Source organism: Nonomuraea sp. NPDC050643, assembly GCF_040654715.1.
In the GTDB taxonomy this organism is placed as follows: domain Bacteria; phylum Actinomycetota; class Actinomycetes; order Streptosporangiales; family Streptosporangiaceae; genus Nonomuraea.
Map to the genome: position 1 here is coordinate 23,008 of NZ_JBFAIM010000070.1, position 26,615 is coordinate 49,622.

Annotated in this window: 20 protein-coding genes; 8 read left to right on the plus strand and 12 right to left on the minus strand. The window is 73.5% G+C overall.

Annotation, left to right across the window (positions count from 1 at the left end; genetic code table 11):
• Positions 1-25: 25 nt before the first annotated feature.
• From AB0I15_RS53650 to AB0I15_RS53660, 3 genes are read right to left on the minus strand one after another with little or no spacing between them, the layout of a single operon-like run.
• The gene (locus tag AB0I15_RS53650; protein WP_358115115.1) at positions 26-2,170 is read right to left on the minus strand and encodes an ATP-dependent RecD-like DNA helicase; all 2,145 of its coding nucleotides are present in this window, start codon (positions 2,168-2,170) and stop codon (positions 26-28) included.
• 22 nt (positions 2,171-2,192) lie between these two features.
• Entirely contained in the window at positions 2,193-3,452 is a 1,260-nt protein-coding gene (locus tag AB0I15_RS53655; RefSeq protein WP_358115118.1) for an erythromycin esterase family protein, read from the minus strand.
• Positions 3,449-4,582, minus strand: coding sequence for an acetate/propionate family kinase (locus AB0I15_RS53660; RefSeq protein ID WP_358115121.1), 1,134 nt, complete (start codon positions 4,580-4,582; stop codon positions 3,449-3,451). The genes AB0I15_RS53655 and AB0I15_RS53660 overlap by 4 nt, the downstream gene beginning before the upstream one ends.
• A 118-nt stretch (positions 4,583-4,700) precedes the next feature.
• On the opposite strand from AB0I15_RS53660, the gene AB0I15_RS53665 reads away from it, so the two are divergent.
• The 4 genes from AB0I15_RS53665 to AB0I15_RS53680 are packed head-to-tail and all read left to right on the plus strand — an operon-like array spanning position 4,701 to position 8,751.
• Positions 4,701-5,189 (plus strand): 2Fe-2S iron-sulfur cluster-binding protein, encoded by a 489-nt coding sequence (locus tag AB0I15_RS53665; protein WP_358115125.1) that lies wholly within the window; start codon positions 4,701-4,703, stop codon positions 5,187-5,189.
• Positions 5,186-6,157 (plus strand): xanthine dehydrogenase family protein subunit M, encoded by a 972-nt coding sequence (locus tag AB0I15_RS53670; RefSeq protein ID WP_358115128.1) that lies wholly within the window; start codon positions 5,186-5,188, stop codon positions 6,155-6,157. The genes AB0I15_RS53665 and AB0I15_RS53670 overlap by 4 nt, the downstream gene beginning before the upstream one ends.
• Positions 6,154-8,187, plus strand: coding sequence for a xanthine dehydrogenase family protein molybdopterin-binding subunit (locus AB0I15_RS53675; protein WP_358115131.1), 2,034 nt, complete (start codon positions 6,154-6,156; stop codon positions 8,185-8,187). Before AB0I15_RS53670 ends, AB0I15_RS53675 begins: the two co-directional genes overlap by 4 nt.
• Positions 8,188-8,193: 6 nt before the next feature.
• Positions 8,194-8,751: a DUF6328 family protein gene (locus AB0I15_RS53680; protein WP_358115133.1), complete on the plus strand. Its 558-nt coding sequence runs from the start codon at positions 8,194-8,196 to the stop codon at positions 8,749-8,751.
• Here AB0I15_RS53680 and AB0I15_RS53685 read toward each other — a convergent pair.
• The 8 genes from AB0I15_RS53685 to AB0I15_RS53720 all read right to left on the minus strand — a co-directional run bounded on the left by AB0I15_RS53685 (position 8,691) and on the right by AB0I15_RS53720 (position 17,188).
• Positions 8,691-9,017: a monovalent cation/H(+) antiporter subunit G gene (locus tag AB0I15_RS53685; protein WP_358115136.1), complete on the minus strand. Its 327-nt coding sequence runs from the start codon at positions 9,015-9,017 to the stop codon at positions 8,691-8,693. The genes AB0I15_RS53680 and AB0I15_RS53685 overlap by 61 nt on opposite strands.
• A complete protein-coding gene (locus AB0I15_RS53690; RefSeq protein ID WP_358115139.1) occupies positions 9,017-9,277 on the minus strand; it encodes a monovalent cation/H+ antiporter complex subunit F in 261 nt (86 codons plus the stop codon). Before AB0I15_RS53690 ends, AB0I15_RS53685 begins: the two co-directional genes overlap by 1 nt.
• Positions 9,274-9,807 (minus strand): Na+/H+ antiporter subunit E, encoded by a 534-nt coding sequence (locus AB0I15_RS53695; protein WP_358115142.1) that lies wholly within the window; start codon positions 9,805-9,807, stop codon positions 9,274-9,276. Before AB0I15_RS53695 ends, AB0I15_RS53690 begins: the two co-directional genes overlap by 4 nt.
• Complete coding sequence (locus AB0I15_RS53700) at positions 9,804-11,372, minus strand: Na+/H+ antiporter subunit D (RefSeq protein ID WP_358115144.1); 1,569 nt, start codon at positions 11,370-11,372, stop codon at positions 9,804-9,806. Before AB0I15_RS53700 ends, AB0I15_RS53695 begins: the two co-directional genes overlap by 4 nt.
• 2 nt (positions 11,373-11,374) lie before the next feature.
• A complete protein-coding gene (locus AB0I15_RS53705; RefSeq protein WP_358115147.1) occupies positions 11,375-12,184 on the minus strand; it encodes a Na(+)/H(+) antiporter subunit C in 810 nt (269 codons plus the stop codon).
• Positions 12,181-14,952 (minus strand): Na+/H+ antiporter subunit A, encoded by a 2,772-nt coding sequence (locus tag AB0I15_RS53710; RefSeq protein WP_358115149.1) that lies wholly within the window; start codon positions 14,950-14,952, stop codon positions 12,181-12,183. Before AB0I15_RS53710 ends, AB0I15_RS53705 begins: the two co-directional genes overlap by 4 nt.
• Positions 14,953-15,097: 145 nt before the next feature.
• Positions 15,098-16,684 (minus strand): alpha/beta hydrolase, encoded by a 1,587-nt coding sequence (locus AB0I15_RS53715; RefSeq protein WP_358115151.1) that lies wholly within the window; start codon positions 16,682-16,684, stop codon positions 15,098-15,100.
• 81 nt (positions 16,685-16,765) lie between these two features.
• On the minus strand, positions 16,766-17,188 hold the full coding sequence (locus AB0I15_RS53720) for an SRPBCC family protein (protein ID WP_358115154.1): 423 nt from the start codon (positions 17,186-17,188) through the stop codon (positions 16,766-16,768).
• 126 nt (positions 17,189-17,314) lie between these two features.
• Between AB0I15_RS53720 and AB0I15_RS53725 the strand changes: the two genes are divergently transcribed.
• Genes AB0I15_RS53725 through AB0I15_RS53740 form a run of 4 tightly spaced genes read left to right on the plus strand, consistent with a single transcriptional unit; the run spans position 17,315 to position 25,336 of the window.
• The gene (locus tag AB0I15_RS53725) at positions 17,315-18,895 is read left to right on the plus strand and encodes a TIGR02677 family protein (protein WP_358115157.1); all 1,581 of its coding nucleotides are present in this window, start codon (positions 17,315-17,317) and stop codon (positions 18,893-18,895) included.
• On the plus strand, positions 18,892-20,076 hold the full coding sequence (locus tag AB0I15_RS53730) for a TIGR02678 family protein (RefSeq protein ID WP_358115160.1): 1,185 nt from the start codon (positions 18,892-18,894) through the stop codon (positions 20,074-20,076). Before AB0I15_RS53725 ends, AB0I15_RS53730 begins: the two co-directional genes overlap by 4 nt.
• Entirely contained in the window at positions 20,073-24,173 is a 4,101-nt protein-coding gene (locus AB0I15_RS53735) for a TIGR02680 family protein (protein ID WP_358115163.1), read from the plus strand. Before AB0I15_RS53730 ends, AB0I15_RS53735 begins: the two co-directional genes overlap by 4 nt.
• Positions 24,170-25,336, plus strand: a complete 1,167-nt coding sequence (locus AB0I15_RS53740; RefSeq protein WP_358115166.1) for a TIGR02679 family protein — start codon at positions 24,170-24,172, stop codon at positions 25,334-25,336. The genes AB0I15_RS53735 and AB0I15_RS53740 overlap by 4 nt, the downstream gene beginning before the upstream one ends.
• On the opposite strand, the gene AB0I15_RS53745 is transcribed toward AB0I15_RS53740, so the two are convergent.
• Positions 25,337-26,497: a carbohydrate kinase gene (locus tag AB0I15_RS53745; protein ID WP_358115169.1), complete on the minus strand. Its 1,161-nt coding sequence runs from the start codon at positions 26,495-26,497 to the stop codon at positions 25,337-25,339.
• Between the last annotated feature and the right edge of the window lie 118 nt (positions 26,498-26,615).

Below are 26,615 nucleotides of genomic sequence, written 5' to 3' on the forward strand. Positions count from 1 at the left end.
CGTCGCCGGGGCCGCCCCCCGGCGATCAGCCGCCGAGGCTCAGCGACAGCCGGCGCGCCAGGCCCGTGTTGCGGCGGTGGCCCAGCCGGTGCACCGCCAGCTCCAGCGCCTCTCGCTGGCCCACCAGCACCACCCACGCCTTCGCCCTGGTCACCAGCGTGTAGAGCAGTTTGCGGCGCAGCATGATGCCGCCGGACTCGGCCACGATCGGCGCGACCACGAACGGGTATTCGCTGCCCTGCGACCGGTGCACGCTGATCGCGTAGGCGTGGGTCAGGTCGTCGAGCTCGTCGAAGCCGTAGCGCACGCTCTCGCCGTCGTCGGTGCGGATCTCGACCACCCGCTCTTCTGGCACCACCGCCGTCACCGTGCCGGTCTCCCCGTTGAAGACCCCCTTGTCGTAGTTGTTGCGGATCGGCATCACCCGGTCGCCCACCCGGAACACCGTCGCCCCCGACCAGTGCTCGGGCTTGTCGTCGGCGGCCGGGTTGAGCCGATCCTGGATCAACCGGCCGAGCGCGGTGGCGCCCGTGTCGCCCTTGCGCATCGGGCACAGCACCTGCACCTGGCCCGGCTCGACGTTCTGCTTGCGGGGGATCGCCACCATGGCCAGGTGGGCCACCCGCCTGGCCACCTGCTCGGGGTCGTCGAGCTCCTCGAACCAGAAGCCGCCGCCGCCCGGCGTGCCCGGCAGGCGGCCCGCGCGGATGCGGTGGGCGGCGTCGATGATGCCGCTGCCGCCCGCCTGCCGGAACACGTGGGTGAGCTGGACCCGGGGGATCGCCGTCACGCGCAGCAGGTCGGCCAGGACGTCGCCGGCGCCGATGCTGGGGAGCTGGTCGCTGTCGCCGATCAGGAGCAGGTGGCTGCCCGGCTGGACGGCGGAGGTCAGCCGGGTGGCCAGGTGCAGGTCGAGCATGGACGCCTCGTCGACCACGATCAGGTCGGCCTGCGAGGGCCGCTCGTCGAAGAGCGTCTCCGGATCGGGGTCGGGCTGCTGGGCCAGCATCCGGTGCACGGTCATCGCGGGCAGCCCGGTCAGCTCCGACAGCCGTTTGGCGGCCTTGCCGGTGGGCGCCGTGAGCGTCACCGTGCCGCCCCCGGCGCGCACGGTGGCCGCGATGGCCCTGACCGTGTGGCTCTTGCCGCACCCCGGGCCGCCGGTGATGATCGAGACGGTGCTGGTCAGCGCCATCGTGACGGCCGCCCGCTGGTCTTCGTGCAGCTCTGGGTCCTCCTGGAACGAGCGCAGCGGCAGCGTCGAGCGGGCCTCCATGAGCGCGGTGAGCTGGGCGGTCAGCGCCATCTCACGGGCGTGCACGTGCTTGGCGTAGGCCACCACCTGCCCCGGCTGGTCGGGCGCCGACTCCACGACCACCCGCCGGTCGGCCACCAGCGCGTCGACCATCGGGCTCACCAGCTCCTGGTCCTGCTCGATCAGCTCAGCCGTCTCCCTGACCAGGGCGGACACCGGCACGAAGCAGTGGCCGTCGCGGCCGGCCGCCGACTCCAGCCGGTCGAGCAGCGCCGCCTTGACCCGCTGCGGGCTGCGCTCGGGCACCCCGGACTGCAGCGCGATCTTGTCGGCGACGCGGAACGCGATGCCCCTGACCCGCCCGATGAGCCGGTAGGGGTCGGTGGTCAGGACCTCGTCGGCGTCCTGCCCGAACACCTGGTAGATCTTGGCCGCGAGCAGCGGGCTGACCCCGAGCCCCTGCAGCGTCACCATCAGCGCGGCGATGGCCTTCTGCTCCTGCCACGCCTGGACGATCTGCCCCTGTCGCAGCGGGCCGATGTTGACGACCTCGGTGAGCCGCCCCGGCTCGCCGTCGATCACCTTGAGCGTGGCCTCGCCGAAATGGTCGACGATCGCGTAGGCCAGCCGCGGCCCGATGCCCCTGATCAGCCCCGACCCCAGGTAGATCCGGATGGCCCGCACCGACGACGGCGTCACCCGCTCGCACCCGGCGACCGCGAACCGCCGGCCGTAGCGGGCGTGCCGGCCCCAGTCGCCGTGCAGCCGCAGCGTCTCGCCCGGCTGGACGCCGGCCAGCGCCCGCCCGGTGGCCACGAAGTCGGGCTCGCCGTCGGCGCTCATGCGCGCGACGGTGTATTCGTCCTCCCGGACGTAGACGAGCTGCTCGACCGACGCCTCCACAGCAGAGATCAAACCACCCGCCACCGACAATGGCTCACATGGCCGTCGGATACGTCTCCAGCTCGGTGTCGCCCCACGGCTCGGCGTGCATCGGATGCAGGGCCCTGGTCTCCTCCAGCCAGAGGAAGGCGTCGTAGCGGCGGCCCACCGCCGTGGGCACGTAGTTGTCCCACTCCTCGCGGCCGGGGTCGTAGACGACGCCGACGGCACGGTGCCCGAGCGGCTCGTCGTACCAGTACGGGCGCTCGCCGGAGGGCGCGATGAACAGCGCCCGGCCGCCGGGCAGGTCCGCCTCGTGCAGCAGCGCCTCCAGGGACGCCCGGCGCGCGGGCGGCACCCGCATGACGTGGTGCTGCGCGCCCCACCGGTTCGCGGCCACCACCGAGCCCCGGTGGGTGCCGAACCCCACCAGCACCACCGCGTCGTCGCCGTGCCGCTCGCGGGCGATCCGGCCCAGGTTCGTCATCCCGGCGGCGGCCATGTCGGTGGCGCGGGCGTCGCCGACGTGCGTGTTGTGCGCCCACACGACGCCCTTGGCCCCCTCCTCGCCCGCCAGGCGGTCCAGGGTGTCGGCCATGTGGAGGTCCCGGACGTTCCACGACTCGGGGCCGCCGCGGACCATGGCCCGGTAGTAGCGCTCGGCCCCGGCCACGATCTCGGCGTTCTGGCGTACCCCGAGGTCGTCGGGGGCGGCCCGGACGACCTCGGACAGCAGGGTGACGACCTCGTCCTCGCACGTGCCGGGCACCAGCCGGGTGGCCGACGCGTACTGGCGCGGGTCGTGGCCGTAGGACTCGAGGCACCGCAGGGCCTCCATCACCGCCTCCATCCGCTCGGGCAGGTGGAGGGCGGCGTAGCGGTGGACGGCGCGCAGCGAGTCCCACAGGCTGTAGACGTCCAGCCCGTGGAAACCGCAGCGCCCGGCCGGCGGCAGGTCGCTGTTCCAGCGGCGCAGCCAGCGGCAGAAGTCGGTGACCTCCTCGTTGGCCCACATGAACGTGGGCCAGCGGCGGAAGGCGTACAGGGCCTCGAACGGGTCCGTGTCGCCGGTGACGGCCCGGTCGACGCGCTCGCAGTCCGGCCAGTCGCCTTCGACGGCGACGAAGCCGAACCCCTTCTCCGCGATCAACCGGCGGGTCAGCCGGTCGCGCCAGGCGTAGAAGTCGTGCGTGCCGTGGCTGGCCTCGCCGATGAGCACGAACCGGGCGGCGCCGACGCGTTCCATGAGCGGGCCGAGGTCGTCGGCGGTGTTCAGCGGCAGCGCGGAGCGCCGTACCTCGTCGGTGTGGGTCATTCCTCCTCCTCCGCGAGGATGCGCAGGCATTCGCGGGCGAGCTGGAGCTCCTCGCGTACCTGCACCACCAGGACGGGGACGGCCGCGTCGTACGCGCTGACCGGCCCGTCGTCGTGGCGGTTGCCCTGTGCGGGGGGCCGGACGCCGAGCAGCCCGAGGCGGCGGCAGACGGCCTCGCGCACCTCGGCCTGATCCCAGCCGATCTCGCCGGTGAACACCAGCGCGTCGATGCGCTCGAGCGAGGTCGCGGCGGCGGCGATCTCCCTGCTCACCCGGTGGGCGAAGACCTCCAGGGCCAGCGTGGCCCGCTCGTCGCCGTCGCGCCCGGCGGCCACCAGGTCGCGCGTGTCGCCCGAGCGCCCGCCGGACAGGCCCAGCAGCCCGGAGCGGCGTTCGAGCCCCTCGGCCAGCTCACCGGCGCTCAGGTGGCCCTCGGTCAGCAGCCACATGAGCATCCCGGGATCGACGCTGCCCGAGCGCTTGCTCATGGGCATGCCGTCCAGCGGTGTGAACCCCATCGAGGTGTCCAGACTGCGCCCGCCCGACACCGCGCTCACCGAGCAGCCGCCGCCGAGATGGGTCAGCAGGAGCTGGAGCTCGGACAGCGGCCGGCCGAGCAGGTCGGTCACCCGGTCGGCGGCCCAGGCGTACGAGAGGCCGTGGAAGCCGTAGCGGCGCAGGCCGTACCGGTCGCGCCACTCCTGCGGAAGGGGGTAGACGGCGGCCGTCTCGGGCAGGCCGGCGTGGAAGGCCGTGTCGGGGCAGAGCACGTGCGGCACGGCGGGGAGCTGCTCGCGGGCCGCCTCCAGCAGGGCCAGCGCGGGCGGCAGGTGCTGCGGCGCCAGGCTGGTCAGGCCGCGCAGCCCGTCGATCGTCTCGTCGTCGGCCACGGTGGGCCCGCGGACGAGGTCGCCGCCGTGCACCAGCCGGTGCGCCACGGCCCGGACGTCGCGGTCGAAGTGCCCGCCGAGGAACGCGGCCACCTCCTCCGCGGCCGCGCCGGGGTCGACGGCCCGCTCGGCGTGCGCGCTGTCCAGCACGCACCCGCCCTGGACGAGGTCGAGGCGCAGGCTTGACGAGCCGGCGTTGACGGTCATCACCGCCGCCGACTCGGTCAGTTGTTCGTCCATGGCCCGGCCCATGAACGCCGGGCTACCCGCCACCTTCAGTGCAAAACGGACGCATCGGGATGAACGGCTTTACCGCGCTCAGAGGTTGTCTCTTCTGGAGGTCGGGTAGTCGTGCGCCATGGAGATCACCCTGCAGGTGAACGGCGTACCGCGCGCGGTGGACGTGGATCCGCGGATGTCGCTGCTCGATCTGCTCCGCGAAAGACTCGGCCTCATCGGCGCCAAGAAGGGCTGCGACCACGGGCAGTGCGGGGCCTGCACGGTCCTCATCGACGGGCGGCGGGCCAACTCCTGCCTGGCGCTGGCGGTGGCCGTGGACGGCTCGCAGGTCACCACCGTGGAGGGGCTGGCCGACGGGGAGGACCTGCACCCCCTGCAGGCCGCCTTCATCGAGCACGACGCCTTCCAGTGCGGCTACTGCACGCCGGGGCAGCTCTGCTCGGCCCTGGGCATGCTGGGCGAGCCGGGCCCGAGCGTCGTGACCGAGGACATCACCGCCGACCCCGGCCTCACACCCGAGGAGATCCGCGAGCGCATGAGCGGCAACCTGTGCCGCTGCGGCGCCTACGTCAACATCGTGAGCGCGATCGCCGAGGTGGCACCGTGAAGCCCTTCGACTACGCCCGCGCCGCCAGCACGACGGAGGCGGTGCGCGCCTTCGGCCCCGGCACCATGTACCTGGGCGGCGGCACCAACCTGGTGGACCTCATGCGGCTGGGCGTGGCCGAGCCCGAGCGGCTGGTGGACGTCAGCCGGCTGCCGCTCGACCGGATCGAGGCCGTGGGCGACCGCGTCCGCGTCGGCGCCACCGTGCGCAACACCGACCTCGCCTTCGACCCCCTGATCCGCGCCCGCTACCCCATGCTGGCCCGCGCGGTGCTCAGCGGCGCGTCGGGCCAGGTGCGCAACGTCGCCACGGTCGCCGGCAACCTGCTGCAGCGCACCCGGTGCACGTATTTCCAGGACGTGACCAGGCCGTGCAACAAGCGCCGCCCCGGCTCCGGCTGCCCGGCGATCGAGGGCGACCACGCGGGCCTGGCCGTGCTCGGCACGTCCGGCGCGTGCGTGGCCACCCACCCGTCGGACATGGCGGTCGCGCTGGCCGCCCTGGAGGCCGAGGTGCACGTCACGGGGCCGGCCGGCGACCGGATCATCCCCATGCCCGGCCTGCACCGCCTGCCCGGCGACGAGCCGGAGCGGGACACCGTGCTCGAACCCGGCGACCTGATCACCGCCGTGGAGCTGCCCCCGCCGCCCCCGGGCGCCTCCCTCTACCGCAAGGTGCGCGAGCGGGCGTCGTTCGCGTTCGCGCTCGTCTCGATCGCGGCCGTGCTCGACGTGCGGCCCGACGGCACGGTGGGCGCGTGCCGGATCGCGCTCGGCGGCCTGGCCCACGTGCCCTGGCGGGCCGAACGCGCCGAACAGGCCCTGATCGGCGGGCCGGCGACCGGCGAGGCGTTCCTGGAGGCGGCCGAGGCCGAGCTGGAGCCGGCCCGGCCGCTGCCGCGCAACGCGTACAAGGTGCCGCTGGCCCGCAACCTGATCGTCTCGACGCTGGAGGAGCTGGCACCGTGAACCGCATCGAGGGCCGCGTCAAGGTCACGGGACTGGCCACGTACGCCGCCGAATATCCGGCCGAGGGCCTCACCCACGCCTACGCCGTGCAGTCGCGCATCGCCAAGGGCCGCGTCAAGCGCGTGGACGGCGGCCCGGCGCTCGAACTGCCCGGCGTGCTGGCCGTGCTGTCCTGCGAGGACCCGCCGCCCCTGGCCGAGGGCGTCGAGGGCGAGCTGGCCCTCTTCCAGAGCCGGGAGGTCGCCTACCGCGGCCAGATCGTCGCCGCCGTGGTCGCCGACAGCTACGAGAACGCCCGCGCCGCCGCCGCGGCCGTCCGCGTCGAGTACGACCCCGGCGACCACGACGTGACCCTGCGCGCCGACCACCCCGGCCTCTACAAGCCGGAGGTCGTCAACCCGAACTTCCCCGCCGACACCGGGCACGGCGACGTGGAGGCCGGGCTCGCCGAGGCCGCGACGACCGTGGACGTCACCTACACGACCCCGGTCCTGCACAACAACCCGATGGAGCCGCACGCGTGCGTGGCCCTGTGGGAGAAGGACGGCCGGCTCCTGGTGTACGACAGCATCCAGGGCACCACCTCGGACCGCGACACCCTCGCCAAGACGCTCGGCCTGCCGCCGGACGGCGTGCGCGTGGTGGCCAGGCACGTGGGCGGCGGCTTCGGCTCGAAGGGCAGCACCAGGCCCCAGGCCGTGCTGGCCGCCCTGGCCGCCAGGGCCGTGGGCCGCCCGGTCAAGATCGCGCTGACCCGGCAGCAGATGTTCGACGTCACCGGCTACCGCACGCCCACCATCCAGCGGCTGCGGCTGGGCGCCGACGCGGGGGGCAGGCTGACGGCGCTGGAGCACGTGGCGTACGAGCAGAGCTCCACGCTGGTCGAGTTCGCCGAGCAGACCGCGCTCCCGGCCCGCGTCATGTACGCCACCCCGGCCCTGCGCACCGCGCACCGGCTCGTCCGGCTGGACGTGGCCACCCCGTCGTGGATGCGCGCCCCGGGAGAGTGCCCCGGCATGTACGCCCTGGAGTCCGCCCTCGACGAGCTGGCCTGCGCGGCCGGCATCGACCCGGTGGAGCTGCGCGTCCTCAACGAGCCGGACACCGAGCCCGGCAGCGGCCTGCCGTTCAGCTCCCGCCACCTGGTGGCCTGCCTGCGCGAGGGCGCCCGCCGCTTCGACTGGGACGCGCGCGACCCGCGGCCCGGCATCAGGCGCATGGGGGAGTGGCTGGTCGGCACCGGCGTGGCCGCCTCCACCTACCCGGCGTACCGCAGCCCGTCGAAGGCCGTGGCCACCCTGCGCGACGACGGCGACTTCCTCGTCCAGGTGGCCGCCGCCGACATCGGCACCGGCGCGCGCACGGTCCTGACCAGGATCGCGGCGGACACGCTGGGCGTCGCCCCGCAGCGGGTGCACCTCGAGCTCGGCGACAGCGCCCTGCCCGACGCGCCCGTCGCGGGCGGCTCCATGGGCACGGCCTCGTGGGGCACGGCCGTCGTACGGGCCTGCGAGGAGCTCCTGCGCGACGGCAAGGAGGGCCGCGCCGACACCACCGAGGAGGTCAGGAACGCCGCCAAGCTGGCCAGGCAGGCCTTCGGCGCCCAGTTCGCCGAGGTCCGCGTCAGCGCGGTGACCGGCGAGGTGCGGGTGCCGCGCCTGCTCGGCGTGTTCGCCTGCGGCCACATCGTGGACGCCAAGCTGGCCAGGTCGCAGTTCCTCGGCGGCATGACCATGGGGCTCGGGATGGCGCTGATGGAGGAGACGCTGACCGACGCGGAGTTCGGCGGCTTCCTGCACCGCGACCTGGCGCAGTACCACGTGCCCGCCTGCGCCGACGCGACCGGCGTGGAGGCGCACTGGCTGGAGGAGCACGACGACGAGCTCAATCCCATGGGCTCCAAGGGCATCGGCGAGATCGGCATCGTGGGCACCGCCGCCGCGATCGGCAACGCCGTGCACCACGCCACCGGCCACCGGATCCGCGACCTCCCTCTCACGCCCGCCAAGATCCTCATGGCGAGGTTTTAGCTCCGTTTGACGCGGAAGAAGGACTCTCTCGTCGACAAGCGGGAGGCGGCGTTGAAGAACGAGTCGCACGAGGAGCGCGCGGACCGGAATTTCGTGGAGCTCCTTCAGGGCGCCCGCGTGGCGGTCACCGGCGTGCAGGTGCTGTTCGCGTTCCTGCTGACCGTGCCCTTCTCCTCGTCGTTCGCCCGGCTGGACCAGGCCGACCGGTGGCTGTACTACGCGGCGCTGTGCAGCGCCGCGCTGGCGTCGATCTTCTACATCGCGCCGACCGCGCAGCACCGCGTGCTGTTCCGCCAGGGCCTCAAGGAGACGCTGGTACGCCGCTCCAACATCTACGGCATTTTGGGGGCGCTGTCGCTGGCGGTCTCGATGACCACGTCCACGATGTTCGTGATCGACTACCTGTTCGACGCGACGCTGGCCTGGGTCACCGCCGGCGTCCTGGCCGCGCTGGCCCTGTGGACCTGGTTCGGCCAGCCGTCGATGGACCGGTCGTCCGACGGTCAGCCCTCTGATCGCTCCGGAGGCTCCGGGGGCAGCTCGGTGTCGTCGTCACAGGACTGACGCGTGTACGCGGCCCGCGCCACCATGTAGGCCGCCACCGACACGGTGATCACCTGGGAGATGCCGACCAGCACCAGCGGGCCGGCGTTCGCCCAGGTGGGCCGGTGCAGCCACATGGCCAGCAACACCAGCAGCACGCCGAGCACCTGCGGCTTCGTGCCCGCGTGCATGCGGTCCAGCGTCGTACGGAAGCGCACCAGCCCGGCCCCGGCCGACAGCGCCAGGACCGCGCCGGTGAGCAGGCAGACCGCAGCCAGGACGTCCATCACCGCGACCTCCCGGAGAAGAACCGGGCCAGCGACACCGACCCCACGAACCCCAGCAGCGACAGCACCAGCAGGATCGGCAGGTCCGAATAGTCGTCCCTGGCCACGGCGAACGCCCCGGCGCCGCACATCGACAGCGACGTCACCACGTCGAGCGCCACCGCCCGGTCCAGCATCGAGGGCCCGCGCGCCACCCGGTAGAGCGAGGCCGCGGCCCCGCACCCGAGCAGCCCCAGCGTCACCAGGTACACCACCGTCATCGCAGCTCCTCCCGATCGTGGCGGGTGCCGAACGCGGCCACGATGCGCGACTCCAGCCCCGCCACGTCGGCCCGCACGGCCTCGGTGACGTCGCCGGGCCGTCCCAGCACGTGCAGCACCAGCTCCCGTGGGTAGGCCTCCAGCACGAGGCTGCCCGGCACCGTGGACAGCGCGATCATGACCAGCACGGTCATGGACTCGGACGACGTGCGCAGCCCCACGCGGACGATCTGCGCCGGCGGCTGCCCGGGATGCGCCACCCAGAACACCACCCGCGCGGTCGAGGTCACCATGTCCCACGAGAAGTGCAGCAGGAACCGCGCCAGCGCCACCGGATGGACCCGGACGCCCGGGTCGAGGATCGGCAGCGGCAGCAGCCACGTCACCACCAGCCCGGCCGCCAGCCCGCCCAGCACGTTGCCCGGCGACAGCTCGCCCCACAGCGTCACCCACACCAGCGTCAGCCAGGCCACCAGCGGCAACGGCACGCGCCGGCCGAGCAGCCGGGGCGCCAGACGGTACCGGTTCATCGCGTTCCCCCCAGGACGGCCGTGACGTAGGGCTCGCGGGCCATCAGCTCCGTCGCCGCCCGCTCGGCCAGCGCCGACAGCGGCCCGGCCAGCACCGTGAACGACAGCCCCAGCGCGACCAGCGCCGCCACCGAGAGCGGCAGCGCCACGGGCAGCGTGGCCGTGGTGACGGTCGGGTCCTCGCCGGTGTTCTCCTCGCTCTCCAGGACCTGGCCCACCCGGTCGCCGCGCGGGCCGCGCCAGAACGCCTTGCCCCACGCCTTGGCGACGGCGTACAGGGTGAGCAGGCTCGTGACCAGGCCCGCGACCACCAGCGTGACCGGCAGCCAGCGGCCGTCGGCCAGGCCCGCCTGGACCAGCATCAGCTTGCCGAGGAAGCCCGACATCGGCGGGATGCCCGACAGGTTCATGGCCGGCACGAAGAACAGCACGGCGATCAGCGGCGTGGCCCGCATCAGGCCGCCCAGCCGGGTCACCGACGTGGTGCCCGTGCGCCGCTCGATCATCCCCGTCACCAGGAACAGGCTCGTCTGCACGGTGATGTGGTGCACCACGTAGAAGATCGCGCCCGCCATCCCGGCCACGGTGGACAGGCCCACCCCGAACACCATGTAGCCGATGTGGCTGACCAGCGTGAACGACAGCATCCGCTTCAGGTCGGTCTGCGCGACCGCGCCCAGCACGCCCGCCAGCATCGTGGCCAGCGCCACCCACATGAGCAGCGTCGACACCGGCCCGCCGGGGAACAGCAGCGCCTCCAGCCGGATGATCGAGTAGACGCCGACCTTCGTGAGCAGCCCGGCGAACACGGCCGTGGCCGGGGCGGGCGCGGTCGGGTAAGAGTCGGGCAGCCACGCCGACATCGGGAAGATCGCCGCCTTGATCCCGAACGCCAGCAGCAGCGTCAGCTCCACCAGCAGCTTGACCTGCTCCGGCAGCGTGGCGAACCGCTCGGCGAGCTGCGCCAGGGAGAGCGTCCCGGTGGCGCCGTAGGAGATGGCCAGCGCGATCAGGAACAGCATCGACGAGGCCAGGGCCATGAGCGTGTACGTGGCGCCCGCCCGGATCCTGGACTCGGTGCCGCCGAACGTGAGCAGCACGTACGAGCCGCTCAGCAGCAGCTCGAACGCCACGAACAGGTTGAACAGGTCACCCGACAGGAACGCGTCCGCCACGCCCGCCACCATCACCAGGAACGCCGGATGGAAGATCGCCATGGGAGCGTCGTGCTCCTGCTCGTCATAGGCGTTGACCACCGAGTACGCCATCACGCACAGCGTCACCGCCGACGACACCACCAGCACTAGCGTCGAGAGCCGGTCGGCCACCAGGCAGATGCCGATCGGGGCGGCCCACCCGCCCAGCTCGGTCACCAGCGGGCCGCGCTCGTCGGCCGCGATCATCAGCACGATCGCCACGGCCAGCGAGAGGCCGAGCGTGCCGAGGCTGATGAGCGACTGCAGCCGCCGCAGCCGGCCGCCGATCGCCAGTTTCACCCCGGCGGCCAGCAGCGGCAGCAGCACGGGCACGCAGACGAGGCTCTCGAGCGGGATCGGGGCGTCCATGGTCAGTCGTCGCCCTCCAGCTCGGGGTCCTGCGCGAGGGCCTGCCGCTCGCGTTCCTCCCTGATGGCCGCCCGCATCTGCCTGCGCGCGTCCCGCTGGCGCGCCTTCAGCTTCCTGCGCAGCGCCCGCTCCCTGGCCGCCTGCGCCTCCCGCCCGCGCGAGTGCTCCTCACGCAGCTCGTCGATGCGCTGCAGGTTGTCCATGGTGGCCGCGTCCTCGCGCAGCCCGGCCTCCTCCAGGCGCTGCTCCAGCTCCTCCTGGGAGATCCCCTCCTGTTCCAGCCGGCGCATCCACTCCTCGAGCTCGTCGTGCACGCGGGCGATGCGCCGCTCCAGGTCGGCCTCCTCCAGCCGCTCCCGCTCGGCCTGCTCGGCCTCCAGGTTCGCCAGCTCGGCCCGCTGCTCGACGACCAGCCGCCGGTAGGCGTCCCGCCGGGCGCGTACGGCGTCGCCCAGCTCGCCGCGGCGGGCGCGCAGCCGTACGCGGCGGTCCTCGGTGTCGTCCTGGACCTCGTCGCTCCCGGTGAGCTGCCACGAGCGGTGCACGAGGGCCAGCAGGAACGCCGTCACGCCCAGGGTGATGACGATGGCGGTGAGCACCATGGCCTGCGGCACCGGGTCGGCCATGCCGGGGGTGCCGACGAAGGGCGGGCCGCCGGCGTCGCCGCCCGCGGTGACGATCAGCAGGTTCACGCCGTTGCCGAGCACGATGACGCCGGCCAGGATGCGTACCAGGCTGCGTTCGAGCAGCAGCGTCGCGCCGGTCGCGATGAGCACGCAGCAGGCCAGGAACGGCAGCAGGGCGATCGTCACGCGCTCTCCTCCGCCGGCTCGGTCTCGATCTGGCCGTCCAGCTCGGCGCCCAGGGCGCGCAGCACGTCCTGGACCATGCCGATCACGGAGACGTACACGCCGAGGTCGAACAGCAGGCCCGTGGACAGGTGCAGGTGGCCCACCAGCGGCACGTCCACGTCCGTGGCCAGCATGTCCAGCGCCGCGCGGCCGAACAGCAGTCCGACCAGCGCCGTGCCCGCCGACAGCGTCAGGCCCGCCCCCATGAGCACGCCGGCGTGCACCGGCACGGCCGCGGCCAGCTCGTCGCGCCCGCCCGCCAGGTAGCGCACGGTGATCGCCAGCCCGGCCACGATGCCGCCCGCGAACCCACCGCCCACTCCGCTGTGCCCGATGAACAGCAGGAACACCGACAACAGCAGCACCGTGTGGAACGTCAGCCGGGCCGCCACCTCGAACGCCAGCGCCCGCTGCCCGCGCGGCAGCGTGGCCGCCAGCCAGTGCGTGCGCTCCGGCCGGTGCCCGCCTGCGGCCCGCACGATGCTGTACGACCTGCGCCGCAGGAACACCAGGCTCGTCACGCCCAGCGTCAGCACGACGAGCACCGTGCCCTCGCCCATCGTGTCCCAGGCGCGGATGTCGAGGATCAGCGCGCTGACGATGTTGCGGGCGCCCGCCTCCTCCGCCGCCGTGCCCATGAGCGCGCCCACCGGCTCGACGGTCCGGGCGCTCATCGCCAGCATGCCCGCGCCCGCGGCCACCACGCCCACGGCCAGCCCGATCACCAGCCGCAGCGCGACCGGCAGCCGTCCCTTGACCGGGTCGATCGGCAGCCGGCGCAGCACCAGCGCGAACACCACCAGGCTGAGCGTCTCGGCCAGGAACTGGGTGAGCGCCAGGTCGGGGGAGCCGTGGGCGAGGAACAGCAGGGCCGTGCCGTAGCCGGTGAGGCCGACGACGACCGCGAGCAGGATGTAGGCCCGGGAGAACAGCACCAGCACGGCCGCCGCCACCAGCAGCACGGTGACGACGGGCTGCTCGGGGCGCTGCCAGGCGACGAGCGGGAGGGGCAGGCGGGGCGGGCCGCCATAGAGGAGGGAGAACAGGCCGACGCCGACGGTGGCCAGCAGGGTGAGCATCAGGTAGTCGGGCAGCGAGCCGCGCTGGATGAGGCCGGTGAGCTGGATGGCGAAGCGGTCGAGACGGCGTACGGCCGCCCAGTAGAGCCGGCTGGAGTCGACCACGTGCAGCGCCGTGCCCACCTTGGCCACCGGCTCCCTGGCCAGGAACAACGCCGCCCCGGCCGCCAGGGCCGCCGCCGACAGCAGCAGCGGGAGGGTGAACCCGCTCCAGACCGCGAGATGGGCCTCGTGCCCAGGGTCCCGGTAGGTCCCCGTGAAGCCGGACACGGCGCCGGCGTACCAGCCGGCCAGGGGGGCGAGCACCAGCCCCAGCACCGACAGCAGCGCGGCCGGGACGGTCATGGCCGCGGGCGCCCGGTGCACGGGCCGCGCCTCGACGCCCGGTTTGCCGGCGAAGGCCCCCCACAGGAACCGCAACGTGTACGCCGCCGTCAGCGCCGACCCCGCCACCACGCCCGCCAGCGCGAGCGGCGCGTCCAGCAGCGCCTCCAGCGCCGCCTCCTTGGCCGCGAACCCCGCCAGCGGCGGCAGCCCCGCCATCGACGCCCCCGCGAGCACCGCCGCCGCGCACACCCACGGCATCGCCCGCCCCACGCCGCTCAGCTCGCCCAGCGTCCGGGTGCCCGCCGCGTGGTCGACGATGCCCACCACCAGGAACAGCGCCGCCTTGAACAGCGCGTGCGCGAGCAGCAGGCCCGCCCCGGCCAGGGCCGCGGCCTGCGTGCCGGAACCGAACAGCACGGTCAGGAAGCCGAGCTGGCCGACCGTGCCGAAGGCCAGCAGCCGCTTCAGATCGGTCTCGCGCAGCGCCCGCCAGCCGCCCAGCAGCATCGTCAGCACGCCGAGCGGCACCGCCACCGCCCGCCACACCGCCAGGTCGCCGAACGCGGGGCCCAGCCTGGCCAGCAGGTACACGCCGGCCTTGACCATGGCCGCCGCGTGCAGGTACGCCGACACCGGCGTCGGCGCGGCCATCGCCGCCGGCAGCCACGTGCTGAACGGGAAGATCGCCGACTTCGACAGCGCGCCGGCCAGCACCAGCACCAGGGCCACCGGGCCGGCGTCAGGGGGCCGGGCGACGATCTCCGAGATCTGGTACGTGCCCGCCGCCTGCCCGAGCAGGACGAACCCGGCGAGCATGGCCAGGCCGCCGAGCGTGGTGACCGACAGCGCCTTCATCGCGGCCTGCCTGCTCATCCTGCTGAGGGGGTCGTAGCCGATGAGGAGGTAGGAGAAGACCGTGGTCAGCTCCCAGAACACGTACAGCAGGAGCAGGTCGTCGGCCGTCACCAGCCCCAGCATCGACCCGGCGAAGGCCACCATCACGCCGCCGTAGCGGCCGAGCCCGTCGTCGCCCCGCGGGAGGTAGCGGGCGCTGTAGACGAGGACGAGCACGCCGACCCCGGTGACCAGCGACATCATCAGCACGGCGAGCGGATCGGCGCGGAAAGACAGCTCCAGGCCCATGACCGGAGCCCACGGGGTGCTCTCGTAGGCGGGCAGGCCGCGCGCCGCCAGCCAGACGGTGCAGGCGAAACCGGCCGCGGGGGCCACGGCCACGACGAACAGGGAGGCGCGCCCGATGCGCGCGGCGAGCCAGGGAGCGCAGACCGCCGCGACCGCATGCAGAATCAGCAGCGATTCCATGGGCTCCTCGGGCTCTTTCGGACTTCCAGCCGGAATTTCCGGCTACGTCCGTCCGTGCCCAATCTCTCCCGCGCCCCGGGCCGCCGCCACGCAGGCACGACAGAGGTTGACCAGTCCCACACCGTGGTGTGGGACTGGCTTTCGCTCAGGCCTTCGTGCAGGCGTTGGGCCGCGGAGCCCGCGCCGTGAGCAGGTAGCGGTCGATCTGCCGGTCGAGGCAGGACGAGCTCCCGGCGTACGCGGTGTGCCCGTCGGCGTCGTTCGTCAGCAGCACGCCGTTGCCCAACTGTGCCGCCAGCGCCTTGGCCAGCTTGTACGGGGTCGCGGGGTCACGCGTCGTGCCCACCACCACGATCGGCGGCGAACCCGCGGCCCGCACCTTCTTCGGGTAGCGGGTGCCCTTGACCGGCCAGTAGGGGCAGGGGCTCTCGGGGTGGTCGACGCAGTTGATGGCCATGAGGGCCTCGAACCCGTTGTCGTAGCTGCCGTTGGTGCGCCGCCCGTTGCTCTCGTCGGCCAGCAGCAGCAGCCGGGCGCCCTCGCCCTTGTAGGCGTCCGTCAGCGCCTGCCGCAGCCGGGGCCAGAGCCGCGTGGAGTACATCGAGTAGTCCACCGCCGCGCGTACGACGGCCTCGTTGACCTGCCTGCTGTCGTACGCGTTGCGCAGCGGGGCCAGGTCGGCCCGCTGGTAGAGCAGGTCGAGCTGCTTGAGCGCGGCCTTGACCGAGTGCTTCTTGAACGGGCAGCCCTTGGTCTTGAAGCAGTCGCGCAGGAACGACGCGGTCGCCACCTGGAAGCCCTTGTCCTGGTCGACGGCGAAGTCGTCCATCGTCTGGGAAGGATCCTCCGCGCCGTCGAGCACCATCGCGCGAATCCGCTTCGGGAACATGTCCGCGTAGATCGAGCCGAGGTAGGTGCCGTACGAGAATCCCAGGTAGGACAGCCGCTGCTCACCCAGCGCCGCCCGCATCACGTCCATGTCGCGCGCCGCGTTCACGGTCGTGACGTTGGCCAGGAGCTTCTTGCTCGCGTTCTTCGCGCAGTATTGGGCGAAGGTCCGGTTCCACCGCTTGAGCAGCTTCTCCTCGCCAGGCGTGTCCGGGGTCTGGTCGACGGCGAAGAACGCGTCCAGTTCGATCGGCGCCATGCACCGCACCGGTGAGGACCCGCCGACCCCGCGCGGGTCGAATCCGACGATGTCGAACCGCTGCCGGAGGCTCGCCGAAACAATGGACTTGTTTCCTTTCACAAAGTCCACACCCGACGCTCCAGGCCCACCTGGATTCACCAGTAGCGAGCCGATCTTTTTTCCGGTGGCGGGCAGGCGAATCATATTGATCTTCATCTGCCGGTCGCCGGGCGTCGAATAGTCGAGTGGCACCCGGAGTGAGGCGCATTCATAGCCGCCGCCACACCCGGACCAGGTGAGACGCTGTGCGTAGAAACCGTCGAGCCGCCCGGGCGTCGCAGCTTGAGCCGTGCCCGAGAAACCGGTCAAAGCGATCAAGCCTGCCATCACAGGCGCAAGGGTTTTGATCAGTCGATGCATAGGATGAAAGTGCGCTCTAAAGCTTGCGGAATCCTTTAAAGGTACCTGAACGGATCGGATGCAAGCGACCCCGGGAAGCCGGGCGCGCATTCTTTTACCTGCGGTTCTGATCGGAAACGAGATCCTTTTCGCCGCGAAACCCGGCCTGGCCGGACGAGCGCGCGCGGGCATCCGCCGGCGCATCCGGGCGCCGGGAGACCATGGTTCGACGGCCCGCGGGGGCGTCAGGCCGGTCGACTGTGACGGCCGTCACACGGCCTTTCTTCAGAGGGAGCCGTCGTCGACCCGGAGGCGGACCTCCTCGGCCAGTTGGTCGAGGGAGCGGTCGAGCAGCGTGCGCACCTTCCCGGCCCGCTCCCCGGAGTCGGGCTCGTCGAGCAGGCTGATGTGCAGGGTCACCTCGCTGGCGCCGTCGGCCGTGTCGGCCACCTGGAGCCAGCCCGCGTAGCCGGGATGGTCGCGCCCGCCCCACTCCACCCGGAGCTGCTCCTCGGACGTGCGGAGCAGGCCCTCATGCTTGCCGGAGCCGGGCACCAGGGGGCCGTCGGCCTCGACGATGCCGGGGCCGCTGCCGTGGACCGAGAGGCCTTGCGGGATCCATCGGTCCATGACCTCCAAATCGGACGCGATCCCGAACACGATCATGCTGTCTGCGGGCATCCCACGCGTCGCCTCGAACTCCGCCATATCGCCCCCCAGGTTCTAATGCGGACGCCGTACCCCTGTGATCTGCTCGCAAACCGCAGCCGTCGCGTCGGCCTCTCCCGCTACGGTTGCGTGCGTGGGGAGTCATGGGGCGAGGGGAGTGGGGCCATGGCGGAGCTGCCACGGGTGCCGCCGGAGATGTTCCGGTTCACCACCACGGAGCGGGCCGACCTGCACACCGCGGTCCTTTACGCCTTCGGGGAGGCCAACGAACGGCTCGAGACGGCGCTGACCGTCGAGGAGGTGCACGAGCGGCTGCGCGCGGTGGGGTGGTTCGCGCCGGTCGCCGAGCCCGACCTGGCCGGGACGCTCAAGCAGCTCGTCGGCTGGGAACTGCTCGACGTGATCTTCAATCACGCGGGCAGCTTCGCCACCGCCGAGGAGTACGAACGCAAGAACCTGCAATATTCGCTGACCAAGCGCGGAGAGGCCGCGTTCGCCGGGGTGCAGCACGCCATGGCGATGCTGGCGTCGGCGGGGGCGCTGCAGACCGCCGTGCTCGACGCGGTCGCCGACCGGCTGGGGGAGCTCGACGACCTGCTGCGCGACCCCGACCCGGGCCGCAACCGGCGCGTCTTCACCAGCCTTCAGGAGCTGGAGGGGCACCTCGACGGGCTGCGCGGCAACACCAAGCAGTTCAACGGCGAGTTGCAGCGGCTGCTGCGGGTCGAGGGCACGGACCTGGCGACCTTTCACGAGGTCAAGGCCGCCACGGTGGCCTACCTCCAGGAGTTCGTGACCAACCTGGAGCAGCGCGGCGACACCATCGCGGCGGCGCTGCGCGCGGTGGCCGCCCACGGCGTGAGCGTGCTGCACGCCCGCGCGCTCGACGGGGCCGATCTGCCGAAGGTGCCGGGCGCCGATCCCGTGACGCCGTGGCTGGCGGCGCGGGCGGCCCGATGGGAGGGGCTGCGGTCGTGGTTCGCGCCCGAGGACGGCGGCGTGCCGCGGGTGCGGCAGCTCCACGACGTGGCGCGGCGGGCGATCGTGTCGCTGTTGCAGGTGCTCGACCGGATCACCGACTCGCGCCGCCGTTCCTCCAGCGCCGCCGCCGACTTCCGTACGCTGGCCCGCTGGTTCGCCACCGCGGCCGGCGAGGACGACGCGCACCGGCTGTGGGACGCGGCGTTCGGGCTCGGCTCCGCCCGGCACGCGCATCTCGGGCACGCCGACGCCGAGCTGATCCCGGCCGGGGTGCCGTGGGCGGAGGCGGAGCCGGTCGAGGTGTCGGCGCTGCTGCGGTCACGGGGGCGCACGGAGCGGATGGGGCGCACGGGAAGGGTGCGCGACGTGACGGCGCTGCGGGCCGAGCGCAGGGCACGGGCCGAGAAGGAGCGGGCCGAGCTGGAGGCCGCCTGGTCGGCCCTGGCCACGACGGGCGCGATGCGGCTGTCGCGGCTGGGCAAGCTCGGCCACGACACGTTCGGCCGGCTGCTCGACCTGCTCGGCAGGGCGCTGGCCGAGCGGCCCGACTCGACCGGGTTCCGGCGCGCGGTCACCTCCGACGGAAGGGTGGAGATCGTGCTGCGGCCTCCCGACGACGGGGCGGTGGCGGTGCTGCGCACCTCGGAGGGCTGGTTCCGGGGGCCCGACTATCTCATCGACGTGCGCTCGCTGGGCGACGCCGGTGACCGGCGGGCGAGCGGCCCCGGGGCCGAGGAGCGGCACGGGCGGGTGGCGGGCGCGTGAGCAGTCTGGCCAACCAGCTCGTCAGGGCCGAGAAGGAGGAGATCGCGCGGGCGATCAGGACCCTGCTCGGGCGGCCGCTCGTCTCCCTGCACGACGATCCCGCCGCCTTCGACCTGATCAGGAAACGCCGGCAGCCGCTGATCCAGTGGTTCGACTACTTCTGCGGCTGGCGGCTCGTCGTCGAGTCGCGCCAGGGCTACGCGCGCCTGGTCAAGGTCCGTTCCGAGGCGAGCGCCACCCGGCCCGCCCGGCGCCGCCGCAGCACGAGGGCGCCGTTCGACCGCCGCCGCTACACGCTGCTGTGCCTGTGCGCGGCCGAGCTGCTCACCTCGCCCGTCACCACCATCGGCATGCTGGCCCAGCGGGTGGTTCAGGCGGCCGCGGTGGAGGCGGACGTGCCGGCGTTCGACCCGGTCAGGAACGACGAGCGGGCCGCGTTCGTCGACGCCCTCAAGCTGCTGGAGCACTTCGGCGCCGTCACCGCCATGGACGGCGCCACCGACTCCTACCTCGACGACGAGGACGCCAAGGTCCTCTACCGGGTCGACACCACCCGCGTCATCAGGCTGCTGGCCGCCCCGATGCCGCCGTCCCGCGCGGCGGAGCCGCTCGACGCCCTCACCGTGGAGGCCCGCTACGGAGGCGACGAGCCGACCGAGACCCAGCGCAACCTGTGGGCCCGCCACTCCCTCATCCGGGGCCTCCTCGACGAGCCCGTCGTCTACCGCGACGACCTGACCCCCGCCCAGCTCGCCTACGCCGCCTCCCTCACCGGCCGCCAGATCCTCCGCCGCGCCGCCGAAGAGGCCGGGTTCGTGCTCGAGGAACGCGCCGAGGGCTTCCTGCTCGTCGATCCCGACGCGACGGCCACCGACACGAAGTTCCCCGACGACAGCAGCCACGCCAAGGTGGCCGCCCTGCTCATGCTCGACCTGCTCGTCACCTCGGGCCCCGTCACCACGGCCCGGCTCGACACCGAGGCCACCGGGCTGCTGGGCCGGTTCCCGCAGTGGGCCAAGGCCTACCAGTCCGACGGCGGCGGGCCGCGGCTGGCCGCCGACGCGCTGGAGGTGCTCGAGTGGTTCGGGCTCGCCCGCCGTACGGGTGACGAGGTCACCGCCCTGCCCGCCGCGGCCCGCTACCGGGTCGACCGTGGCGCGGCCATCCAGGAGGACTCATGACAGTCACCGAGCTCACCCCGTCGCGCGCCGGGCACGGCGTGGACGCCCGCTGGACTCCGGTGCGGGCCGGGATCCTCAACGTGTGGCGCTACTACGACGAGGTGTTCGAGTTCCACCGGGGCCGGCTGCTGCTGCGCGGGCCCAACGGCAGCGGCAAGTCCAAGGTGCTGGAGCTGCTGCTCCCGTACGTGCTGGACGCCAGCCTGAAGCCGAGCAGGCTGTCCACGTTCGGCGGCACCGAGCGCACCATGCACTGGAACCTCATGGGCGACGGCGCGGGCGGCGCCACCCGGGTCGGCTACGTGTGGCTGGAGTTCGGGCACGCCGACGGCCGCTGGTTCACCTGCGGCGCCCGGCTCCAGGCCACCATCCACACCAAGAACGTCACCGCCGCCTACTTCACCGCCGAGGCCCGCGTCGACACCCCCGACGGCATCCGGCTCACCGGCGAGGGCGGCCAGCCGCTGACCAAGGCCCAGCTCGCCGACGAGCTGGGCGCGTCGGGCAAGGTCCACGAGTCCGCCGAGTCCTACCGTACGGTCGTGCGCCAGACGCTCTACCGGGCGCTCAACGAGCAGCGCTACGACTCCCTCCTCACCGCGCTGCGCCAGCTCCGCACCCCCAAGCTCTCCGAGCGCCTCGACCCCGGGCTGCTGTCCGACCTGCTGTCCAGCGCCCTGCCGCCCCTGGGAGAGGGCGAGATCCACGAGATCGCGGAGGGGTTCGAGCGGCTCGACCGGCAGCGCGAGGAGCTGCGCCTGCTCGACCGCGACGTGGAGGAGGCCGACCGGCTCGCCACCCGGCAGCGCGGCTACGCCCAGCGCGTCCTGCGGGCCGCCGCGGCGGCGGTGACCTCGGCGGGATACGCCATCGACGCGGCGGCGGCGGAGGCCAAGGCCCGGCGGGAGGGGCTCAAGGAGGCCGAGGCCGAGTTGCACGCCGCCACGCTGCGGTTGGGGGAGGAGGAGGCCCAGGAACTGGCGCTGGCCGCGCAGGTCGACGGGCTGAAGGAGAGTGAGGCCTACCGGGCCGGGGGTGACCTGCACCGGCTCCGTACGCAGGCGCAGGCGGCGCACGAGGCGGCGGCCCGGCTGCGCGACCAGGCGGGGGAGGCGGCCCGGTCGGTCACGGGCAAGCAGGAGCTGTCCGCGGAGGCCGCCGGCACGGCCCGTACGGCAGGGCGGCTCGCCGACCGCGCCCGCGCGGAGGCCCGCCACGCGGCCGAACGCGCAGGCCTCCTCACCGTCCACGAGGAGGCCGAACGAGCGGGATCCGCCCAGGACGAGCACGAACGCGCCCGATCCACGGAGAACGAGCCTGGGCGCGCCCGATCCGCGCAGGACGAGGCCGACGTCGTCGACAGTGACGGGGCCGTGCGCAGGGCCAGGGAGCTGCTGCGGGCCGCCGTCACCAGCCGGGGCGCCCAGATCAGGGAGGTCAGGGCCGGGGCCCTCCACCACGACGAGGCCATCAACCGCCGCACCGTCGCCGAGCACGACCGCGACCAGGCCCGCGACGACCTCGCCGGCGCCCAGGCCGCCCACGACAAGGCCGAACGCCTGCGCGACGAGCGCGCCGCCGACCTGTCCGGCGCGCTGGCCGAGTGGGCGGGCGGCTGCACCCAGCTCCAGCTCGACCCCGGCACGCTGGCCGGCTGGGCCGAGGACTTCGAGCGCGCCGACGACCTGGTGAGCACGGCCCGGACGATGGCCGCCGTCGAGCTGGCCGCCCGCGAGCAGCACCTGAGAGGGCTGCGCGAAGGGCTGGCGGCCGAGCGGGCCGAGCTGGCCCAGGAACGCGAGCGGCTGGGCGACCAGACCGTGCTGGAGCCGCCCGCCCCGCACACCCGTACGGCCTCCAGGTCCGGACGCCCCGGCACCCCGCTGTGGCGGGCCGTCGCGTTCCGGTCCGGGCTCGACCCGGTCGCCCAGGCGGGGGTGGAGGCCGGGCTCGAGGCCGCGGGCCTGCTCGACCTGTGGCTGCGGCCCGACGGCGGGTTCGACCCGGGCGAGCACGACGCGTTCGCCGTGGCCGCGCTGTCCAGGCCCGCCCCCGGCTACAGCCTGGCCCACGTGCTCCTCACCGAGGTCGACTCCCCGGTCCAGGCCGAAACGGTGCTGTCCGGGATCGCCTTCGCGCCCACCGCGATCGGCGTCGACCACCCGGCCGTCATCGGCGCCGACGGCACCTGGCGGCTGGGCCCGGCCACGGGCCGCTGGGTCAAGCCCGAGCCCTCCTACATCGGTGCCACCGCCCGCGAACGCGCCAGGCGCCGCCGCGTCGCCGAGCTCGACGACCGGCTCGGCGAGCTGGCCGGCCGCATCGCCGAGTGCGACCACCTGATGGCCGTGGTCGAGGGCGACCGTGACACGCTGACCGCCGAGGTGCGCCGCAGGCCCGACAGGAAGTCCTACGCCGACGCGGTCCAGGCCCTCGACGGCGCGGTGAAGAAGGTGGCCCTGCTGGAGGACCAGTTGCGGGCCTACGAGCGGCGCCTGCACGAACGCGAGCAGGAGGTCGGCCGGTCGCTGCGGCGGCTCACCGAGCTGGCGGCCGGGCACGCCCTGCCCACCGGGCTGCCCGCGCTCGACAACCTCGAAGCGGCCCTGCGCACGGCCGAGACGACCGGCACCGTCTGGCACGACCGGCGCGCCGACGCCCGCGCCGCCAGGGAACGCGCGGACCTCGCCGCCGAGACGGCCCGCGCTTACGAGCGGCTCGCCGTCGAGGCCGTCGAACGCGCCGAGGAGGCCGCGGCCGGCGCCGTCGTGCTGGCCGAGCGGCTGGCCGCGATCGAGTCCACGGTCGGCGTCGAGCACCTGCGCGTCCTCGAACAGCTCCAGGAGACCCAGACCGCCTACCAGGCGTGCCGCCGCCGCATCAAGTCGGTCAACGACGAGCTGGCCCGGCTCAACGCCCGGCTCGGCCGGCTCAAGGGCGAGCTCGGCATCGCCGAGGACAGGCACGCCGAGGCGGGGCTGACGCGGGACGAGGTGTCCGACCGGTTCCGGCGCCTGGCGGCCGGCCATCTGCCCGCCGACGCGCGGGTGACGATCGAGCTGGCCCCCGAGGCCGGGGTGCGCGCCGTCCTGGAGGCGGCCAGGGCCGTGGCCGAGGAGCTGGCGGCGGTGCCGTACGAGCACAAGAACGTCAGGGAGGCCGAGGCGCGGCTGCAGGACGCCTTCCACCACGCCAGGGAGATCCTGGCCGACCGGGCCGATCTGGAGCTGGCGCCGGACGAGGACGTGCAGGTGCTGACCGCCACCGTCAGCGGCGTCCGGGCGGGGGCGGCGGCGCTCAGCAAGGCGCTGCGCAAGGAGCGCGACGAGCGGCGTTCCGACATCACGGAGGCCGAGCGGGACCTGTTCGACCGCACGCTGGCCGGCGACACGCGGCGGCACCTGGCCGACCGCATCAGGCAGGCGACCGCGCTGGTCGAGGGCATGAACCAGCGCCTCGAACGCGTCCGCACCGCCTCCCGCGTGGCCGTGCGGCTGGTGTGGCAGGTCGATCCCACCCAGTCGGCCGGCACCCGGGCCGCCCGCGACCTGCTGCTGCGCGACCCGGCCGGGCTCAGCGAGGCCGACAAGGAGGCCCTCTACCTCTTCTTCAGGGACCGCGTGGAGGAGGCGCGGGCCGACAACTCCTCGGCGAGCTGGGAGGACCAGCTCATGAAGGTGCTCGACTACACCGCCTGGCACCGCTTCGTGGTCAGGCTCGACCGGGGCGACGGGCAGGGCTGGCAGGACCTGACACGGAAGCTGCACGGGGCGCTGTCGGGCGGGGAGAAGGCGATCGCCCTGCACCTGCCGCTGTTCGCCGCCGTGGCCGCGCACTACCAGACCGACCCGGGGTGCCCGCGGTTCATCCTGCTGGACGAGGTGTTCGTGGGCGTGGACAAGACGAACCGGGGGCAGGTGTTCGACCTGCTGGTGGATCTGGGGCTGGACCTGGTGCTCACCTCCGACCACGAGTGGTGCGAATACCGGGAGCTCGACGGGATCGCGATCCACCAGCTCATCACGGGCGACGGGGACGACGCGGTGACGACGGCGCGGTTCGTGTGGAACGGCTACCGGACGGTGCCGGGCGAATGACCGAGGTCCCCCACCGGCTGCGGGCGGCGGAGCTGCGGCCCGTCTGGCAGGCCCTGCACGAGCGGCTCTCCTCCGGCCACCGGGTCAGCCGGGTCAGGGTGTCCGGGCTCGACGCCGAGCAGCAGGCCGCCGTCGCCGACCTGCTCGGCCTCGACCGCTACCCGGGCCCGGCCGTCACCATCGACGTGGGCCGGCTCGAAGGGGCGCTGGGGCTCGACGTACGCACCGTCGCCGAGGCGGTGATCGGCCCCGTCGACGACCGCCGGGCCAGGCGGGCGGAGCGGCGGCAGGAGCGCGCGGCCCTGCTCGACTGGTTCGCCACGCATCCGGCGGTCGTGGCCGAGCCCGCCCTGCTGGCGCTGTCCGCCGTACGCGCGGGCCGCGACCTGCTCGAACGGGCCCTGGCCGTGCTGCAGGCGCTGCCCGCCGCGGGCCGCCCGCTGGCGGCGGTGGCCGCCGCCGTGACCGGCGACCCGCACGCCCTCGACGAGGGCACCCGCCTGTCGTCGCTGGTCCTCAAATCCCTGTCCATCCTGTACGACGTCCCCGCCCCGGAGGGCGCCGAGGCGAGGCGGGCGCTGTGGGAGCGGGCGGGCGTGGCCTGCGACGCCCTGTCCACGACGGTGCTGGTCGCCGGCTTACGCCCGGCCGGCGACACCGCCCTGGCCCGGGTGCTGCGCATCTGGGACGGCGAGGCCAGCGTGATCACCCTCGCCCAGCTCGGAGAGCCGCTGCGCCTGCCGGACCGGGACATCCGGGTCGTCGAGAACCCGACCGTCCTGGCCCTGGCCCAGCAGCGGTTCGGCGCCTCCTGCCCGCCGATGGTCTGCACCTCGGGCTGGCCCAACAGCGCCGCCGTCCGCCTGCTGCGCTCGCTGCCGGGGGCTCGGCTGCACTATCACGGCGACTTCGACGGCGAGGGGCTGCGGATCGCCGCGTACACGATGGCCAAGACCGGCGCCGTGCCGTGGCGCATGTCCACCGCCGACTACCTGCGAGCCCTGGACGGCTGCCCGCCCTCCGCCCTCGCACCCGGCCGGGTGACCGACGCGCCCTGGGACCCGGGGCTCGCCCCGGCCATGCGCGCGCACGGGGTGGCGGTGCCCGAGGAGCTGGTGGTGCCTCACCTGCTGGAGGACCTGGAGGGCTGCGTCAGAGCTTGATCATCTTTCGGTGAGCTGGTGGGCCCATGGGGGGTTGGCGCCCGCGACCGAGCACGTCAGCGCCGACACGCGTGCCGCGAACGTCGCCGCCTCCACCGCCGCCTCCAGGCCGAGCCCGTCGAGACGGCCGCCCAGCAGCCCCTTCGCCCCGAGGTCGTGCAGGAGCCCGGCCGTGAACGAGTCGCCGGCCCCGACCGTGTCCACGACCTCCACCTTCGGCGCACGCACCTCGGCCCGCTCGCCGTCCAGAGACACCAGCGCGCCCGCCGCGCCGCGGGTGACGACGACCAGCCGGGCGCCCGCCGCGTGCCAGGTGTCGCAGGCACGTTCCAGGGAGGCGCCCGGCAGCAGGAAGTCCAGGTCGTCCTCGCTGAGCTTGAGGATGTCGGTGAACGCGCACCAGCGCTCCACCTGGTAGTCGTCCTTGGCGGCGAGGCTGGGGCGGACGTTGGGGTCGATGGAAACGGTCGCCTCACGGGCGGCCGCCCTGGCGAAGGCCTCCACCGCCTCGCGGCCGGGCGGCCTGACCAGGGCCAGGGAGCCGGTGTGCAGGCAGGTGAGCGGCCTCAGCCGGGCCAGGTCCAGCTCGTACGGGGTCCACTGCCAGTCGGCGGTGCCGTCGGCGTAGAAGGTGTACTCGGCGTGGCCGTGCGCGTCGAGGGCGGCCACCGCCAGCGTGCTCGGCTCCGCGGCCTCCGGGGCGGCCGTCAGGTCCACGCCTGAGGAGGTCAGGCGGGCGCGGAACAGCTCGCCGAACGCGTCCCGGGAGAGGCGGCCGAGGAAGCGTGTGGGGTCGCCCAGCCTGGCCAGCGCCACTGCCGTGTTGGCCGGCCCACCCCCGGGCAGCACCCGCAACGTCAGCCCACCACCCGCCATGGAAAACCCGCCCGCCACCCCGGAAAACCCGCCCACCGTGGCGGAACGGCCGCCCGTGGCGGCGGAGGTGCCGCTGGTCGCGGCGAAGCCGCCGTCCGCCATGGCGGAGCCGCCGACCGCCGCGCCGGAGCCGCCGACCGCCACGGTGGAGGTGCCGCTCGTCAGGGTGCCGCCGACCGCGGAAAGGCCGTTCGTGTCAAGGGCGCTGTCTGTCGTGGGTGTGTCGGAGGCCGAGGGCCGGGTAAGGAACGCGTCGGCGACGCACTCGCCCAGGACAGCGATCATCGGGTCTGCCTTTCGGGGGCACGTTGCCGATTTGTTACGGCATGGGGGCATTGACGTTTCTCGAATCGGAGTTCATCATCGCAGCACAGCGGATGTCAACGTTGACATATGTCAACGA